Here is a 16,150-nt window from a genome sequence, read left to right on the forward strand (position 1 = left end):
ACCCCCTCTCTAATTAATGTTGACCACAGATCCTTTGATCGTCATACTGGCGGCGGCTTTGACCTCCATCCCGGCCGAAGCTTCGATAGTGGTGCCCGCCGATGATTTCATTGCAATGGATTTGGCGGACAGGGACAGCTTGCCTCCCGCCGAGATTTCAATATCTGCACCAGCGGATACCGATACCTTATTTGCCTTGCTGTCCAGAATGATCCGGTTCTTGCCTGATTTGTCGCTAATATGGATCTGCTCCGCGCCGCCCTTGTCATCCAGCTTGATTACGTGACCCTTGGCGGAGGTAAGCGTAATGCTTTCTTCCCCCTTGGTATCGGCGAACTGCAGAACATGCCCGCTGCGGGATTTGAACAGGCGGATATTATTCTTGCCGTCCTTGTTGGTCTCCGGCGGTATGTCTTTGCCATTCCACAAGGAGCCAATGATATACGGGCGGTTGACATCCCCGTTCTCAAAAGCTACCAGCACCTCATCCTCCACCTCCGGCAGGCAAAAAGCTCCCCGCTCCTTCCCGGCCATCCAGGACGCCATACGCGCCCAGTTGGATTCCGGCATTCCCATCAGCGGGATCTTCACCTTCACCCGTCCGGGGCCGGGCTTGTCCGCATGGTTCGCAGAGTCATTATTGATGACAATCCCCACCATTACGCCGAAGATCCGTCCCTCATTCATGATGCTGTCCATAAAATTGCTAATTCCGGGTCCTTCACTCATAGGCCAGTCCTCTTAACCTTGAACGTCGTGGTATAGCCCTTGCTGTCGATCTTGTGAACCGTGGCTACAATGTAATAAATTCCGCTGAAGCGCTCGCCCAGCCCCATCAGCTTCACCGTCTGTCCTGCCCGGAGCTTCGGGTTCCCCCAGCACATGCCTTCCCCGGCAATGAACTCGCGCAGGCGGCTGTTGTAAGCGGCGGCGGCCAGCACCTTGGCTTCGTTCATATCCAGCAGATTCTCGGCCATAATGACAATCGGTGATTCCCCGACCGCTGCTGTGCTGATGGTGAAGCCGCCTTCCTTCCCGCCCATTTTGGTCGTCTCTTCCCCGCTCTTAGCGATAGCCTCAAGCTCCTTCTTCTCCTTCACATCCCAGCCCTTAAGCGTCACCTTACTCCCCCGGGTAAGGGCCCTCAGCTCCAGGTTCAGCCGTTCGAAATCCTTCTTGAAGCTCATCTCCGGCAGCACCGGGGCCTTCACGGACCGCGACTTGACGAAATGCAGCTTCTTATCTGCCGCGAACAGCTCATAATCAAGCAGGGCTGCCCGCTCCAGCAGAAATTCATAGTTGCTCTGATTATTCTGGAAGAGGTAGGGATACACCGTTCCGGTATCCTCCACCACAGGGGTCAAACCATGCTCCTTGGCGATTTCCCCCGCAATATCACTATCCTTCTTCTTCAGAAAAGCTTTGCTCCTCGTCCCCATACGCAGCCTGTGCAGCAGATCATATCCGCGGATATCCAGCACCGAGTGCTCCGCAAAGTTCAGATCCAGCGAGGTAATCTCCCCGCTGATCATCGGCTCCGGCTGATCGAGTCCAAGGGAGAGCTTCAGCTGGTCGCCCGGCTTCAGGCTCGTCAGATCTGTTCCCCGCCACATCCCGCTTCCGGCATTCACCATATTCATCTGGATGGAAAACACCGCCGGCAGATTAAGCTCATCCTCCAGCGTGACGCCTTCCACCGCCGCTGTCAGTTCAGCGGACAGCTTGCTGCCGTTTAGCTCAATTTTGTAATTTGCTACACTGGTGCCCATGCAATCCCCGCCTTAATCCGGGATAACCAGAGTTCTCCCGATGTCATTTTTGCCAGGAAAGCCAACCGGATTGGCGATCCTGTTCAGCTCGGCAATTCTGCGCCAGGCCAGCGGCTCCTTCAGCGCCTCATTCGCAATGAGGTCGAGCCGGTCCCCGCTTTTGACCACCCACAGCTTCCGGCAGGCATTCAAGCCCTGGCTGTCCTCCACCGACTTATCCGGCTCATCTGTAATGAAGGTCACATCCAGCAGCGAGCGGACAGGCGTGCCGTTATCCATGAACATCGTGAACTTCTGCTCGATCTTGCTCAGCAAGCCGCGGTAGGTGAAGCCGCCCCAGACGAACATGCACACCGGCGGTTTTTTCGTGCTTTTGCCGCTGACCTTGGGATCAAGCAGCGACGTCAGCTGCCGGGTCTTCTTGCGGACATCCTTGCGCTGTTCATAGGTATCGTAGAACAAGGAGACCTTGAACTCCGGTGTCTCTGTGATCTGGAATTGCTTGTTGTTCTTCTCCCCGGTATATTTGCCTTCAAAAGAAACGGTGTACTCATTGGGGTTGAACATCACCTCAATGGCTCCGACGGGCATATCCAGAGGAATGATCTTCGCTTTTTCCGCCATTATCTTAGCCCCCTCCGATCCTTGCGTATAGCCATTCTCTTCTCCAGCACCTGATAGACGCGCTCAGCCAGCTGATCCAGCTCTGCTGCATTCATGACCGGCGGCGGAGCGGCCTTGGTGAAGGTCTGCGCCGGAGGCTGGGCCGCTTGTTTCTGCAGCACCCGCTCCAGCTGCTGCTGCATCGGCTCCGGCAGAGTCGCGCGCGGCGCTTCAGGCTTCCGCAGCACCAGGCGGCTATGACTGGCGGAAGGCTGGAGATCCGGTTCATAAGTCGGGCTATCCGCCCTAAGCGGACTGCCCGGCCTTCTTCGCTGCGAAGCGGACGGAAGCTCTGTCCGGTCCGCAGCGTAGATCAGGCTGGCCTCCACCGGCGCCGCAGGCCCCGGCCCTCTTGGAGTAGCCCGTCCTGCGGCTGCGGCCATTTGAGCGGAAGCCGCCTGCCCGGCCAGGGCTGGTGCACCTGACGCAACCCCAAGCGGTTGAAGGATATGCGGCAGCGTAAGCTGTAATGACTTCATCGCCTGCCTCTGATGAACCGTACCAACGGCAGCGGGCAGCGGGCTCAGAAGCTCCTGCCTGCTCTCCAGCTGCTCAAGCGTTGCCGTAAGCTGCTCACCTAAGCCGAGCTGAAGACTGGAACTTACGCTTGTATGCGGAATCAGCAGACTACCGGGCTTGAAGCTTAGGTTAGGAGTCTTAAGCTGTGCTTCCACAGCGGTCCCGGCTGAGCCTGGGACGGTCTCCCGTTCATGCTTCAATGCCTGCGCGCGTACCGGATGCCCTAGCTGCTGCCTCAAGCGCTGCTCTTCCGCTCCGGTATCCCATTCTTGCTTAACGCCATAGGTCCGCAGCAGCTGCATCACCTGCACCAGCTGCTGCTGGTGATGGACTGCATGTGCTTGTCTGCCAGTCATCCTGTCTCGCTGCCCTGGAAGGACAGAAGCAGCCGGCAGATCGCCTCTGTTCTGCCTGTCTCCCTGGCTTCTTTCACCTGTAGCGCCTGAAGGCAGCGGCTTCAGAACAGACAACCCGGACGGTGCAGAGACTTGCGCCGGTCTTGATCCGACAGGCTGAACAGCTACAGGTTCAGCCGGATGAAGTGCTGTATTTTGTATGCGATACTCCGTTGTTACCTGATGTTTATTGCTTCTATGCTGCCAGACTCTCTCTTGCAGCACCTGTACCGAATTCAGTCGTCCGGCTGCTGAATGAAGCCCGCTCCGCAGATCCTCAGCTTGACCGGGAGAAGCAGATGGAGCGCTTAGTCCAGGCCTGATGCCGCTTTGAGTCACCAGCAGGATGCGGCTTGCCGGTCCCGGCTGTACCTTCTCTGGTACTGCCAGTCCATAGAATGACTGGTGGATATGATTGACCACCAGGTCCGTACGCTGCAATGTCTCCGGCTGCGCACCATATAACGGATTGTGCCGCAGGATCAGACTCTTCGGCTTGCTCCGCCAGCGGGTCAAGCCGTATTTTGCCAGAATCGATTGAATGAACCCGGTCTGCTTCTGATTCGCAGGAGCCGCCGTGCTCCGGATCCCCCGGCTCATTACCGGTACCTGTACAGCCCGTTATGCGTCAGAACCAGGCTCTCGACGGCTACCGCGCTGCTGCTGGCGTTGAACGCAGGCCCTTCCCATTTGATGGGACAGGCTTCGATGAAGTTCCACCACACCTTGGGGGTGCCGGAATGATCCAATAGACAGATGGATCCGCTGCGCCGTCTGACGACCCCGTTCACCACATTCTGATACCAATTCCACAGATACTCATCATTCGTGACCCCGTTTTTCAGCGTCAGATCCGAGTACTTGGTCGGTCCCAGGAACACAAATTCCTTATGATTCTCACCACCGAAGGTTTTGCGCTCCACCTGTGTCTCCACGCTAAGACCTGAGACCTCAGAGAATCCGGCGACGGAGATCCCGTCAATTTCCACGATAAAGTTATAAGCAAGAAAGGGATCTTCCCGGTACCCGGGGACCCAGCTTCTTTTGGCGCCGATATTTAGCATATTTGCCTTCATGTTATCCTCTCCTAAGCCTCAAAGAAGTTCTTCTTCTCTTCCCCGCCACTCAGCTTCTGGTTGATCCGGCTGACTTCACTGCACCAGCGATCCCGTTCAGCATGCTCCAGGTTCAGCACTGCCGTATAGTCCCAGTGCAGATAGTAGGTCAGAAAGGCTACCTCCTCGTAGAGGCGGTCAAGGGGGTAGCCGACTATTCCCCCGGCGGTTCCAGTTCAAGCTCGAAGCGCTGCTCGCACTTGGGACACTGCGCATGAACCGCATTGCTGCCGTTCTGGTTAATCCGGTTGTACAGATCCTGCAGATAGGCAAAATCCGAGGTATACAATTCTTCGATGACTCTCGGCGTAATCATGCCCAGTCCACCTAGTGCGGTGACTACTCTGGAGAGCAGAATGACTGTCAGATACGCAGGGTTCTGCTGAACCCGGGAATCCCGGAGCGGTGTAATCTCATCGGCTGCGGTAGCCAGACGCATGGTGCCTTGTTTATGCAGCGTGCCCGCTTCATCCACGTACCCCTTGGGCAAGGTGAAGCTGAATTCAGTTTGTAATAGTTCCATATTCTCCCTCACTTCCTCATCAAAACCATCCTAATACCTTCGCTTCCTTCCGGCGTCCCCGGCCGTGAATATGATGTCCATACCGTCCAGCTTATGTTTTGGCGTATTGCATCACATCCACAGTGACGATGACGATAAGCGGGAAGGCTATTTCACTCTGCGAACCCCTTCATGCACCAGCTCCATCGACTCGACAGAGACCTCGTTGCCTTTAGCGCTAAGGGCGCTGACATCATACTTGATTGGCCAGGCTTCCAGGATATCCCACTGCGCCTTGTCATTGCCTTCTTCATCCACCAGGATGATGGACAAGCTCTTGCGGTTTTTCAGCGCGCCTTTGTCCTCAATCGACTTGCGCCAGTTGTAGAGCTCCAGGGAGTCGGTCAGTCCCTTTTTCAAGGTAATGTTCCCGAATTTGGTCAAGCCCGACAGCTTGCGCGCATGCGGGGCGTCGATACCCTCCCGGTAATCAACAGCCTCTGTGGATGTATCCGGAATCGTTGCGTCCGCAAAGGCTGCGGTCTGAATGCCGTCAATTACAACGCGGAAACGGTAATTGCGGTAGGGGTCCAATCTTTTGCCGGTTGCCATAGCATAAATCTCCTCTCAGTCTCTTATTTGGATAAGGTCTTCTGGCTGACCCGGATGACTACAAATTCAGCAGGTTTGACCGGGGCTACGCCCACTTCGATAATCAGCTGGCCGGCATCCCGCACAGCAGGCGGATTGTTCTCCTCGTCCACTTTGACGAAAAAGGCCTCTTCCTGCGTGGTTCCGTAGAGTGCACCGTCTCTCCATACGCGGGTCAGGAAGGCGGTGAGATTGCGCTTGACCTTACCCCACAGGCTCGGATCATTCGGTTCAAACACGACCCACTGGCTGCCCTCATCCAGCGACTCTTCAATATACATCATCAGCCGCCGGACGTTGACGTAACTCCATTCCGAATCGGCGGACAGCGTTCTGGCTCCCCAGACACAGATGCCTTCCGGCAAAGAGCGGATCACGTTGATACCGCCGGGATTCAGCAGCTCCTGCTCCGCCTTCGTGATGATCTTCTCAATCCCGACTACGGAATCCAGATAGCCGTCGGTGGTGCCTGCCGGTGCTTTGTGGACACCGCGAACGGCATCGACATAAGCATACGTACCAGCAATTGCCCCGGACGGTGGCACAAGCTTCTGCTTCCCGGTCAGCGGATCATTAATGTAGACCCAAGGATAGTACAAGGCGCCATAGGACGTATTGAATGAATTGCCCGAATAATCGCCCGCCCCCTCCTTGAAATCCTTGACCTCCATCGGACTTAAGCCATGCGGAGGATCTACGATGAAGATGCAGTCTTTTCTCAGCTTGCAGTAATTCAGCATATCCAGGATGGTGCCCCGGCTGTACGCCATATCAGCAAGGTCTGGAGCTGCTACAATGTTGATGCCGTCAATCGTATCGAATGCGTGGATACCGGCCCGCTTGACCGCATCCCCCAGGAAGTCAATCGGGGACATCCCGTTCACACCGCCGCTGAGGGACAGGGCTGCTTCATTGAACGCCGGCGTTTTCTCCATATTCTCCAGAATGGTCAGGTCGACCAGCGGCTTCACACTGACAAAGGCAGATACCTGATTCACCTTTTCTTCAAAATTGATCAGCAGCATGTTGTCGAAGATTTCGACGATCTTACCCTCTTCATCTTCTCCGCTGTATTCATCATTGAAATCACTGTCCAGCAAATACTGCACAATCATCTTGAAGCCGAATTGCTGCTTGTTGGAGGACGGACCGATCTTGACCGAAATGCGGTTGCCCCACTCCCCTTCCGAACGTGCAACTACCTTGAACAAATCCAGATTATCGGTATCGCGAACCGCAAGCGAAGCCGGCCGGATATCGGTGGATGCGGCTCTCACTACATAGCAGGAGGTGCCTCCTTCCGCAAAAAAGTTATACACGGCATAAGCGAGATAGCCATTGGGGATAAACTGGCCGAACTCATTGACGAACTGGCTCCAGTTGGTGACCAGTACCGCTTTGCCGATAACCCCTTTCTCTGCGATTCCGACGAAGGCCCCGACTGAGGTGCCCACACCGGCAATCGGCTTGACCCCGCTTGAGACTTCCTCAACATACACACCTGGCGATAAATAATTTGCCATCTCTTACCCTCCTAAAAAAGTTAAATTAGCTGCTGCTTCTGAAAGAAACCTTCGGCACATCTGGCTAAGGAAGCATAAACTTAGGTTGATCAGCTTACACAATCCGCTTAGGCGCAGCTGCCATTGTCTGCGGAATATCCGCTGGTACGGGTGCCTTGCATGTCATTCCTCCATGAATCACTCCCTTCACAGAAGCCCTCTCTGCCAGCTGTGTCTACAGAGGATGAACGCCCAGCTCTTTCACCTCAACCCGCGGGATCTGGATCGTCTTATCCGCAGGCAGCCGCACCGGCGAAACCAGATAGGACAGGCTCACCTTAGCTGGCTTCCCGGGGAACACCTCCCACAGCTGCTTGATATCCTGAATCGTCAGGTTGTTATAGGAGATCCGGATCTTCTCATTGCCGCATTCGGCCAGGTTGCCCCGCAGATCGCTGCCGCTAAGCACCGGATGCTCATGGAACAGCTGAAAAATCCGGCCCAGAATCAGCTGCTCGGTCTCCCTGTCCTTGGCATACGGTGTAAGCAGATAGTACAAATCCAGATAAGCCGGCGGATACATGAACTCATTCTTGCCGCCGGTCGCTTCCTTCTCACTGTTGCGCATACTCGGGCTATGGCTCAAATAGTACAAACACATGGACAGCTTCATCGTTGAGCTGTCAATGTCACTTGGAGAGCCGAAGCTGATGAAGCTGTCATCGTTCAGTTCAGGCACATGTGCTTTCAATAACGCCTTCAGGCTGGTGCTGACATCTCTTATTACCGTACCTGTATCCACAGCCATGCTTATTTCACCTCGATCAGTGTGTGATAGGGCGCATAATCCGATTGCAAAAAGGTTCTGCCCAGCTTCAGATACTCCCGCTTGGCTGCCAGCATGATCTGCTTCATCCCGATGGAACAGCCCTCATGCGCCGCATAAAAGGCTGCATTCAAGGCAATGTTCTTGATATTGCCTCCGGCCAGAATGAACTTCTCCGCCATGAAGCCGTAATCCAGGCCAGGATCAAGCGGCGCTCCCGCCGGGAACATTCCCCGCCAGATCCGGCCGCGCTGCTGCTGCTCCGGGAACGGGAATTCCAGCTTGAAGTGCAGCCTGCGGGCAAAGGCATCGTCCAGGTTCTGATTCAGGTTGGTCGCCAGAATCACTATTCCCGTATACTCCTCCATCTTCTGCAGCAGGTAGCTGATCTCCACATTCGCATACCGGTCATGCGCATCCTTGACCTCAGAGCGCTTACCGAACAAGGCATCCGCTTCGTCGAAGAAGAGAATGGCGTTCGAGGTCTCCGCCTCATCAAAAATCCGCGACAGATTCTTCTCGGTCTCCCCGATGTACTTGCTCACAATCTGCGAGACATCGATCTTGTAGAGTTCCAAACTCAGCTCAGTTGCAATCACCTCAGCGGCCATCGTCTTCCCGGAGCCAGGCGGCCCCGAGAACAGGATGTTCAGCCCTCTGCCGAGCGACAGCCGTCCTGCAAAGCCCCACTCTCCATAGACGAGTGCGCGGTATTTCACCTGACGGCAGATTTCCTCCAGCTGATTCAGCTGCTCTTCGGGAAGCACCAGCATGTCCCAGGTATACATGGCCTGGACCTTCGAGGCCAGTGCCTGGATTCTGCGGCTGGACTGGAAGTAACAGGCTTCGTAGAGATCCTTCGTGCTGATCCCGTTCTCCCTGAAGCCGTTCCAGACGGCGATGTTCTCACCGCCGTTCAGCGCGGCCCGAATCTGGCTTGCCGTGAAGCGGAAGCTGCCGCTGACTTCATCCAGTTCCATCTGCGGAGACAGCTTATACTCCTCACCCAAGGCAGTCCACACAGCCTTACGGGCCGCCGCATCCGGAAAGGGCAAGTCGATCTGCATGAAGTTCAGCGGAATTCCGGTGAAGCTGATTCCCCACTGCGCTTCTCCAAGGATGAACGTCAGGGGTGCATAGTCTGCCAGCATCTCCATGAGGAGCCGGATCTGCAGACTGTAGCGGTCATCCTCTGTCACCAGGCTGTCGAAGCCAGTGAAGCAGAGGGCCGCCTTCATCAGCAGCGCATGCCGTCCAAGCAGTCTCAGCATTTCGCTGAAGTCAGCCTCAGGGCGCAGCAGCTTCTCCAGATCGGCAACCAGGACAGAGAGTCCCAGGGTGCCGCAGACCTCGCGGATACCGCCCAGCTTCAGAGCCTCATCCGGGCCGCTGATGTATAGCAGGCTGCTGGAGCTACGGGGGCTGCCGGCTCCGCAGCAGCTGTAATGCTTCACGAACCGCAGCAGCTTCTGCTCCAGCTCAGCCGGAAAATGGATCTGCTGCGGAAGAGGCACCGTGCTAAGCTTCGCCGCCTTCGTCAGACGCTCATCCAGCACCTCATAGCCGAGCAGCAGGTTCACCGCCCAATCCTCCAGCTTCAGCGGCCGGGCGATTAACGGAATGCGGCTGTCGCCGTACTCCCCTCTTCGTTCCAGCAGCAGCTTCATCAGCGGCGCACGGACATCGAACAGCAGGCGGGCCGCCTGCCGCTCCTCCTCTGCCCCGGCGAATACCTCCAGGATCCACCCCACCGAAGGGCGCTTGTCCGACATATCATTCTGCAGGTAGGCATAGATTCGCCCGTACTTGCCGTCCAGCTCAGGCGCCAGACAAGCGACCAGGATGCTTACCTCCAGCCCTGACAGGTTAAGTGCAGAAGCCACCTCCGGGAGCATGAGCCTGGGCGCGGGACTGCTTACCTCCAGCCCCGGCAGGCTAAGTGCAGAAGCCATTTCTGTGCACGTAAGGCGGAGAGCTGGACTGGGTGACTGCCCTGTTGATGGGTGGAAATTAGTCCTCAGTCTGGCAGCGATCTTCCGTTCCAGATGAGCTATTTCCGCTGTTAAGAGATTGATGTAACGCTCGTCTTCAGGCTGGACATCCAGCAGACTGCGGATCTCCTCGTCCACAAGCTCCAGCTCTGCGTGCGGCTGCGGTCCTTCAAGGTACCTGAGCTTAAGCCGGAGCTCCAGCAGTTGCAGCTCTTCTGCAAGATGCTCTTGGTTCGAGCTGTAGGGCGGAGCGGTTTCGCCGCTCTCCTCTCGGGGAGCTGCTGCTTCGGAAATTGCTTCAGAAGCAGCTGGTTCATGAGCGGAAGCAAGAGCAGCAACATAAGCAGCACCTGTGCCAAGCTCGGCTGCTTCGACCCGTTCCACATCATCAGCAGCCTCCGCTGTTTCCTTTCGATAGCTTCTGGCCAATTTTTTGAATTTCATCGGCAGTTCTGTCCTCACTCTATATTTTCTTGTTCATATATAAAGTAAGTTTTGGGAGAGAGATTACAACTGGGGGGTGGGGGAAATTAAATAAAACCTTATCAACTGAATTGAATTATGATGAACTATATAAAAAAAGAAGCTTATTAACCCCTTACTTTAAAGGGAATAAGCTTCAATAATTGATATTGTCATTCTTTTAGAATTCCTAAATCTTTTTCATTCGCTTCCCATTAGCTCTTGATGAACTTGACTCCAATGCTGCTGAGAGCGCGATTGCCGCAGGTGTCTGAAAAGAGATTTACTGATTTTGGTGATTTAATTAGTAAAGAGTCTCCCTACAGCTTCCATATTCAGCCCTTGCCCTTTTTCTTGTCTTTTCTTTCTTTTTCTTTTGCCTCCAATTCTGCTCTAGCGGCTAACATATTAGCAATAAAGTCACTATTCATTCTTTCTCTTACAATTTTCAATTCAACTTTTTGTTCTTCTGGCTGTTCAATTTCAAGACTACTAATAAAATCAGTAAAAGTATTTGAAATTAAAAATATATTATCCCAATAATCATCTAAACCAATATTTCTATATTTTTTTTCATTAAGCATTAAATTTGCACTCAATTCATCTTCGTGATGCCAAAAATAAATTTTCTCATTGTAATTACCCTTTACACCGATACATATAAGATTTCCGTTCCCATCGTCCGCAATAGGCATTAAGGAGCTGGGAATTCTTTCATAATACTGATTAATTTTATTTTCCAGGTCATCCACGCCACCATCAAAACCAAAAAAAGAATCAAAAGTACTAAGGCCATTCTTATCTGCACAAGGAGATAATTCTATTGATTTATAGGTAACACTTTCATTGAATATAGAATTTCCGTATTTAAGTACAAAAAGCCTATACAATTCAGGAAATGAAATATTGTATTTATTCTCAATATTAGAAACACGAACCATGGGATCAACTATATCTCTACTTGGTAATCCTATAGCATCTAAATGTTCTTCCATACGATTAAAGGTTTTGTTTATCTCTTTCATTCGTTATCTGAGCTCCTTTAAGTTTATATTTGCTATTACTTTCTTCTCTTTAGATCTTTTTGATGTGGTTTAATCCATTGCGTTTCTCATTTCAGATGCCGAACCCTTATGTGGTATATTTCCATGAAGTTTTGACGGAATCATTTGTATTTCTGTATTACTTAAATGGTGAGGCGTCAATCCTTGAGACTTTAATAGTGCCTTGGCTTGAGTTTTATTTTTAGCTAATCCCAGTTCTACGAGCCTATTATAAACAAGTTTAAAATCAGCATCAGTTCCATTTAATTGTCCCAATTCAAATTCTAATTCATAATTTGACCATCTTGAAAAATCAGGCTTACCATCTTTGAATATTATAGGCTCGTCTCCTATTACTTGCTTCACTTCTGAATGATCAGAATACCATTTCCCGTTCCCAGGTTCTCCTTCCCATTTACCACCTGTTCTAGGAAGTCTTTCTTTCGGCTTATTTCTAGATTTTTTTCAGGAGTCGGTTCTTTAATACTATCAAAATCAATCTTACTTTTATCTCCGTCAGCATTCTTTGAGATTTCGATTCGCTTATCGCTATCTAATTTATTTAGTTTGCTATGTTCTGCAGCATTAAGCTTAACCGGTAGCTTACCCTCTTGCTTTAATCGCTTAAACTCCTGTTCGAAGTCTTTCTTTGGGATGTCCTGCATAGTCCCGTCAATCAGCAACACCCAAGGATTAACCTCGCCATACAGACGAATATGCTTGCCCTTGCGCACCAGCTTAAACTTCTTGAACTTGAACTTCTGCAGAATCCGGTCCAGCAGGCCCCGGAGATTTTTGGCCCCCTTCATGAGCCCCTTTTGCAGGCTCTTGATCACGATTTTACCATTACGTATGATCATGCTGCCGCTCTTGGAGGCAAGCTTGGCCCCGGATTTCAGCAGGCTCTTGATGCCTTTGCCTCCTGCGACTACAACGTTCTTCACCCCGCTGGCTGCCGCTCCGACGCCCTTCTTGACAGCTTGTCCGGCTTTCTTGAGGTCGGCTCCGACAGCTTTGAAGCCGCCCGCCATCGCCAGCTCAACCTGTCCCATCGCCAGTGCAGTAGCGAGCGCAATCGCGGCAGGTTCGATCATCTTCTGCCAGCCCTGGCTCAGGTAGGTGCCAATATAGCCGGAGGCTTGGACAATGGTCTGTGCTACGGATTTTTTGGCATCTGCTTGCAGGTATACGGTGATGATGTTGATAATCATCGGAAATGCGGCGGTTATAGCCCCACCGGTCACAATCTCTGCGACAACCAAACCGGCCAATATCACAATGACTGGCGAGGAATTTTCAAATTTCGAGATAAAGCAGAAGAATTTAATAGAAAAAAGAGTGCATTATGGATTATCCATTAATGCACCATTTTACATATTACGAGATATTTACTTCAGCTTATTATTTATTTCTTATGAAACAGAAAAAAGGGTAGTTAAATTGCCACATCCTGATAACCGACTTTTAAAACTTGTTCATTAACTAGACGAAGACCTAAACCATTCTCGTTATCCCAAGTGCAGTCAAACGTAATCCCTATATCTCTGCCTTCATTAATATCTGGAAACGGAATAGTTATTCCTGACAATGATATATGGTTTAATAATTGATCTGTCGTTGTAATTAACGGATAACTTTCATTAACTTCCACATCATAACCAAGCTCATGTCTCTTCTGAATATAATATTTCAAAATTGCATCTATGAAACTATGCTGCAACTCTCCCCAATGTTGCAGCAATGAAGTATATGATTCATGTTGCTCTTCATCAATTTCTTCATCTTCTTCACCATCAATCATTATTGATATCTCATATTCCTTTCCAAAAAAATTAATAGTGGTATCCTTTGTCCAACCAAATTCATAGTTTAGTTCTCCAAAAACCTCATCGTTTATAATCATTTCACAGCCTCCTCTTTATTTATGAGCAAATCCACCAAACTCAAACGCTCCTGCATTTATTTCTCCTACTCCACCTAGGTGTCCAAATGTATCATTGATCTCAGTAGGAACGAGCTGTAGAGTTTTTACATCATTTAGCTCATGCCAAGTTAAACCGTTTCTATTTCGATATTTTGCTACATCTGCTCTTTTAATTGATCCCGCTTTCATTCCAAACTGACGTGCCAATTCAGGGGAGGCATTAAGCTGATCAACTAATTTCAAATCTGCTTGGGCAAAATTAATTCGTCGAGCTTTTTTCCCCATATCCCCTAATCCCCCTAGCATATGATCGACTTCCACCTGAGCTTTAGCAACAGGAGAGAAGTCAGGAACTGAGTTCTTGTATTTGATTCCCTTAACTCCAGCATCATCTAGTATTTGTTTTAATTTTGGATCTGCGGGTTGCTTGAGAGTAGCCAATGATTCACCTCTAGTTGCCTCAAAACTAACCTTTACATTCTTTTTACCAGGTGTTTGATGTAATCTATCTTGATAAGAACTAGCAAAATCTGTCTGTTTGAATGCTGTAGGAACATTAGTATCAGGCAACTTAATACTATCAAAATCAATCTTACCGTCAGGTTTGGTAACCGCATTATTATAAACATCAATTCTCTCAGATGGTTTCAGGCTCTTTATCTTATCGAGTTCTGCCTGAGTATTAATCCCTGCTTTTCTTCCATCCAGACTATCAACTTCTTGAATCGTTCCATCAGCCAGCAATACCCAAGGATTAACCTCGCCATACAGACGGATATGCTTGCCCTTGCGCACCAGCTTAAACTTCTTGAACTTGAACTTCTGCAGAATCCGGTCTAGCAGGCCCCGGAGATTTTTAGCCCCCTTCATGAGCCCCTTTTGCAGGCTCTTAATCACGATTTTACCATTACGTAAAATCATGCTGCCTCTTGGATGCAAGCTTGGCTCCGGATTTCAACAGGCTCTTGATGCCTTTGGCTCCTGCGCCTACAACGTTCTTCACCCCGCTGGCTGCCGCTCCGACGCCCTTCTTGACAGCTTGTCCGGCTTTCTTGAGGTCGGCTCCGACAGCTTTGAAGCCGCCCGCCATCGCCAGCTCAACCAGTCCCATCGCCAGTGCAGTAGCGAGCGCAATCGCGGCAGGTTCGATCATCTTCTGCCAGCCCTGGCTCAGGTAGGTGCCGATGTAAACGGAGGCCTGGATAATGGTCTGCGACCACGATCCCTGCCAAGATCCCGATGACTGCCCTGAAAGTTTTAAATATTTTCATTTAATCTGTTTTATTACATATCTGGACAGTCAAAAGTTCTACAGAGCTAAGAAACCAGCGAATCGCGCTCCACTTCAGCGTTTCCTTGCTTGGATTTAATTATTTGGGTTATAGATACATGCGGATTTTGAGTAAACATGCGAAAAATAGACTTGCGTAAATAAGCAGCGACCGTAGCCTCGGACTGGACGGCGTGGGAAGGTGTACGCAGATAGCGAAAAAGATGCTTTGGAGTTCGGTCCGAAAAGCGTAAAGCCACCAGTTGTAGCAGTCCCATCGCAATGCATTGGCACATCACAAATCCCTCGATGGCTTCAACCGTTTTTTGGATGCATTGTCGATCGGGTTCGTTCGTTACGGCTTCGAGAGGATGGGCTTCCTCTTTTTCAAAAACCGGTTCAGTTTCGGCATGGACTTACTCCAAAAATGGTAGCCGAAGGCGTGAGTAACCTGCTTCATTTCCCGAAACATACTTTCGATCTTGAAGCGGTAACCGTACAACATAATGATGTCCGTGGCAGGTAAAGTCAGATCGGTACTCACCAAAATCGAATACCGGCCCTCATAAACCACCAGCACAAAGCGCAATTCCAGATATAAACCTTGGCCCCAAAGCAGGTCCAGACAGAGAAATTGAACTGTCTTTTCCTCTCCGTACAGCCGAACGGTTGCGGTTTGAAAATCAGCCGCGCGAGTCGTGAACAACTCCTTGAGTTTGACCGTTTGGCCTTTTTTCGGCGGTCGACCACGTCCTGGCTTCTTCGCGGAGGGACGTTCGTAGGCGACCGCATTGGATTTCGCTTGGGTCACCAGGTGCATACGGGCTTCGGAAGCCAGGTGGCACGCCTGTAAGCGCTCCAAGGCCGGAACGGACAAGAAGTACCGATCCAAGAGCAGCAGTGCCTGACCGAAACCTTTCGCAGCCTCGAATCCTTGTTCAATCATTTGAACAACATGGGAAGGCGTCTCCCCTTCACTCGCGGATGTCTTCCAGCCCAGAACAGTCTTAACACCGTCTTGTAGATTCATGAACAAAGGCAGGCAAAACCACTTTCGGGAGTCGCCGACCAGAAGGCCAATGGCTCCGAACAAATGCCCAAAGATATAGGCACCCTTGGACACATTTTCAGATTCCTGATAGAGCTTCTTGATTCCGGGCATTCGTCGACCTTCCTTAGCCTGCTTCATCCCGTCGCCAATGAGAACAACATAGCCATGGACTACCAGAAGAGGTGCAGACCGGCGAACGATCTGAAGCCAGGCCTGCCGTAAGGATTCCGTCGACCAAGCCGAGGAACGGAAGAAGTGAATCAGCGTTTCGTAACAGCGATGATTCAAAGAGAGATCGCGAATAATGGAAGTTACCCCGAGATGATCCGAGCGCAGCATGAAGCCGATGGTAATAACGACAAACTACTCAAAGGTGGCTTGCCTAGAGAAGCAAGAACGGAAGGGAAGTAAAAGGTCATTCAGGTATTTTAGCATCGGTATGGTGAATCGCTCACGAATGGGGTAAA

Annotated in this window: 18 protein-coding genes; all 18 read right to left on the minus strand. The window is 51.1% G+C overall.

Annotated elements, in window-relative coordinates:
• Positions 1-9: 9 nt before the first annotated feature.
• Positions 10-729 (minus strand): phage baseplate assembly protein V, encoded by a 720-nt coding sequence (locus NSS83_RS06410; protein WP_341185276.1) that lies wholly within the window; start codon positions 727-729, stop codon positions 10-12.
• On the minus strand, positions 726-1,769 hold the full coding sequence (locus NSS83_RS06415; protein ID WP_341185275.1) for a hypothetical protein: 1,044 nt from the start codon (positions 1,767-1,769) through the stop codon (positions 726-728). The genes NSS83_RS06410 and NSS83_RS06415 overlap by 4 nt, the downstream gene beginning before the upstream one ends.
• Before the next feature lie 12 nt (positions 1,770-1,781).
• Positions 1,782-2,393, minus strand: a complete 612-nt coding sequence (locus NSS83_RS06420; RefSeq protein ID WP_036701053.1) for a LysM peptidoglycan-binding domain-containing protein — start codon at positions 2,391-2,393, stop codon at positions 1,782-1,784.
• A complete protein-coding gene (locus NSS83_RS06425) occupies positions 2,393-3,946 on the minus strand; it encodes a hypothetical protein (RefSeq protein WP_341347908.1) in 1,554 nt (517 codons plus the stop codon). The genes NSS83_RS06420 and NSS83_RS06425 overlap by 1 nt, the downstream gene beginning before the upstream one ends.
• Positions 3,946-4,422: a phage tail protein gene (locus NSS83_RS06430; RefSeq protein ID WP_341185273.1), complete on the minus strand. Its 477-nt coding sequence runs from the start codon at positions 4,420-4,422 to the stop codon at positions 3,946-3,948. Before NSS83_RS06430 ends, NSS83_RS06425 begins: the two co-directional genes overlap by 1 nt.
• A gap of 11 nt (positions 4,423-4,433) precedes the next feature.
• Positions 4,434-4,619: a DUF6760 family protein gene (locus NSS83_RS06435; protein WP_076083189.1), complete on the minus strand. Its 186-nt coding sequence runs from the start codon at positions 4,617-4,619 to the stop codon at positions 4,434-4,436.
• Positions 4,616-4,984: a hypothetical protein gene (locus NSS83_RS06440; RefSeq protein ID WP_340753075.1), complete on the minus strand. Its 369-nt coding sequence runs from the start codon at positions 4,982-4,984 to the stop codon at positions 4,616-4,618. Before NSS83_RS06440 ends, NSS83_RS06435 begins: the two co-directional genes overlap by 4 nt.
• 147 nt (positions 4,985-5,131) lie before the next feature.
• Positions 5,132-5,575 carry a phage tail protein gene (locus tag NSS83_RS06445; protein WP_019910188.1) on the minus strand — a complete coding sequence of 148 codons (444 nt, stop codon included), beginning with the start codon at positions 5,573-5,575 and terminating at the stop codon, positions 5,132-5,134.
• A 23-nt stretch (positions 5,576-5,598) separates the two neighbouring features.
• Positions 5,599-7,137 (minus strand): phage tail sheath C-terminal domain-containing protein, encoded by a 1,539-nt coding sequence (locus NSS83_RS06450; protein ID WP_341185272.1) that lies wholly within the window; start codon positions 7,135-7,137, stop codon positions 5,599-5,601.
• Positions 7,138-7,351: 214 nt separating this feature from the next.
• Positions 7,352-7,924, minus strand: coding sequence for a DUF4255 domain-containing protein (locus NSS83_RS06455; protein ID WP_341185271.1), 573 nt, complete (start codon positions 7,922-7,924; stop codon positions 7,352-7,354).
• Positions 7,925-7,926: 2 nt separating this feature from the next.
• Positions 7,927-10,377 carry an ATP-binding protein gene (locus NSS83_RS06460; protein WP_341347909.1) on the minus strand — a complete coding sequence of 817 codons (2,451 nt, stop codon included), beginning with the start codon at positions 10,375-10,377 and terminating at the stop codon, positions 7,927-7,929.
• Between the two features lie 353 nt (positions 10,378-10,730).
• A complete protein-coding gene (locus NSS83_RS06465; protein WP_341185269.1) occupies positions 10,731-11,420 on the minus strand; it encodes an SMI1/KNR4 family protein in 690 nt (229 codons plus the stop codon).
• Positions 11,421-11,489: 69 nt separating this feature from the next.
• A complete protein-coding gene (locus tag NSS83_RS06470; RefSeq protein WP_341185268.1) occupies positions 11,490-11,804 on the minus strand; it encodes an HNH endonuclease in 315 nt (104 codons plus the stop codon).
• Complete coding sequence (locus NSS83_RS06475; protein WP_341347910.1) at positions 11,801-12,700, minus strand: hypothetical protein; 900 nt, start codon at positions 12,698-12,700, stop codon at positions 11,801-11,803. Before NSS83_RS06475 ends, NSS83_RS06470 begins: the two co-directional genes overlap by 4 nt.
• Positions 12,701-12,873: 173 nt before the next feature.
• On the minus strand, positions 12,874-13,341 hold the full coding sequence (locus tag NSS83_RS06480; protein ID WP_341188205.1) for a DUF2004 domain-containing protein: 468 nt from the start codon (positions 13,339-13,341) through the stop codon (positions 12,874-12,876).
• Between the two features lie 15 nt (positions 13,342-13,356).
• Positions 13,357-14,283 carry an HNH endonuclease gene (locus tag NSS83_RS06485; protein WP_341347911.1) on the minus strand — a complete coding sequence of 309 codons (927 nt, stop codon included), beginning with the start codon at positions 14,281-14,283 and terminating at the stop codon, positions 13,357-13,359.
• The gene (locus NSS83_RS06490; protein WP_341347912.1) at positions 14,270-14,515 is read right to left on the minus strand and encodes a hypothetical protein; all 246 of its coding nucleotides are present in this window, start codon (positions 14,513-14,515) and stop codon (positions 14,270-14,272) included. Before NSS83_RS06490 ends, NSS83_RS06485 begins: the two co-directional genes overlap by 14 nt.
• Positions 14,516-14,987: 472 nt before the next feature.
• Positions 14,988-16,022: a transposase gene (locus tag NSS83_RS06495; RefSeq protein WP_341347913.1), complete on the minus strand. Its 1,035-nt coding sequence runs from the start codon at positions 16,020-16,022 to the stop codon at positions 14,988-14,990.
• Positions 16,023-16,150 lie beyond the last annotated feature (128 nt).

Origin of the sequence: Paenibacillus sp. FSL H3-0469, assembly GCF_038051945.1 — a bacterium.
Classification (GTDB): domain Bacteria; phylum Bacillota; class Bacilli; order Paenibacillales; family Paenibacillaceae; genus Paenibacillus_AQ.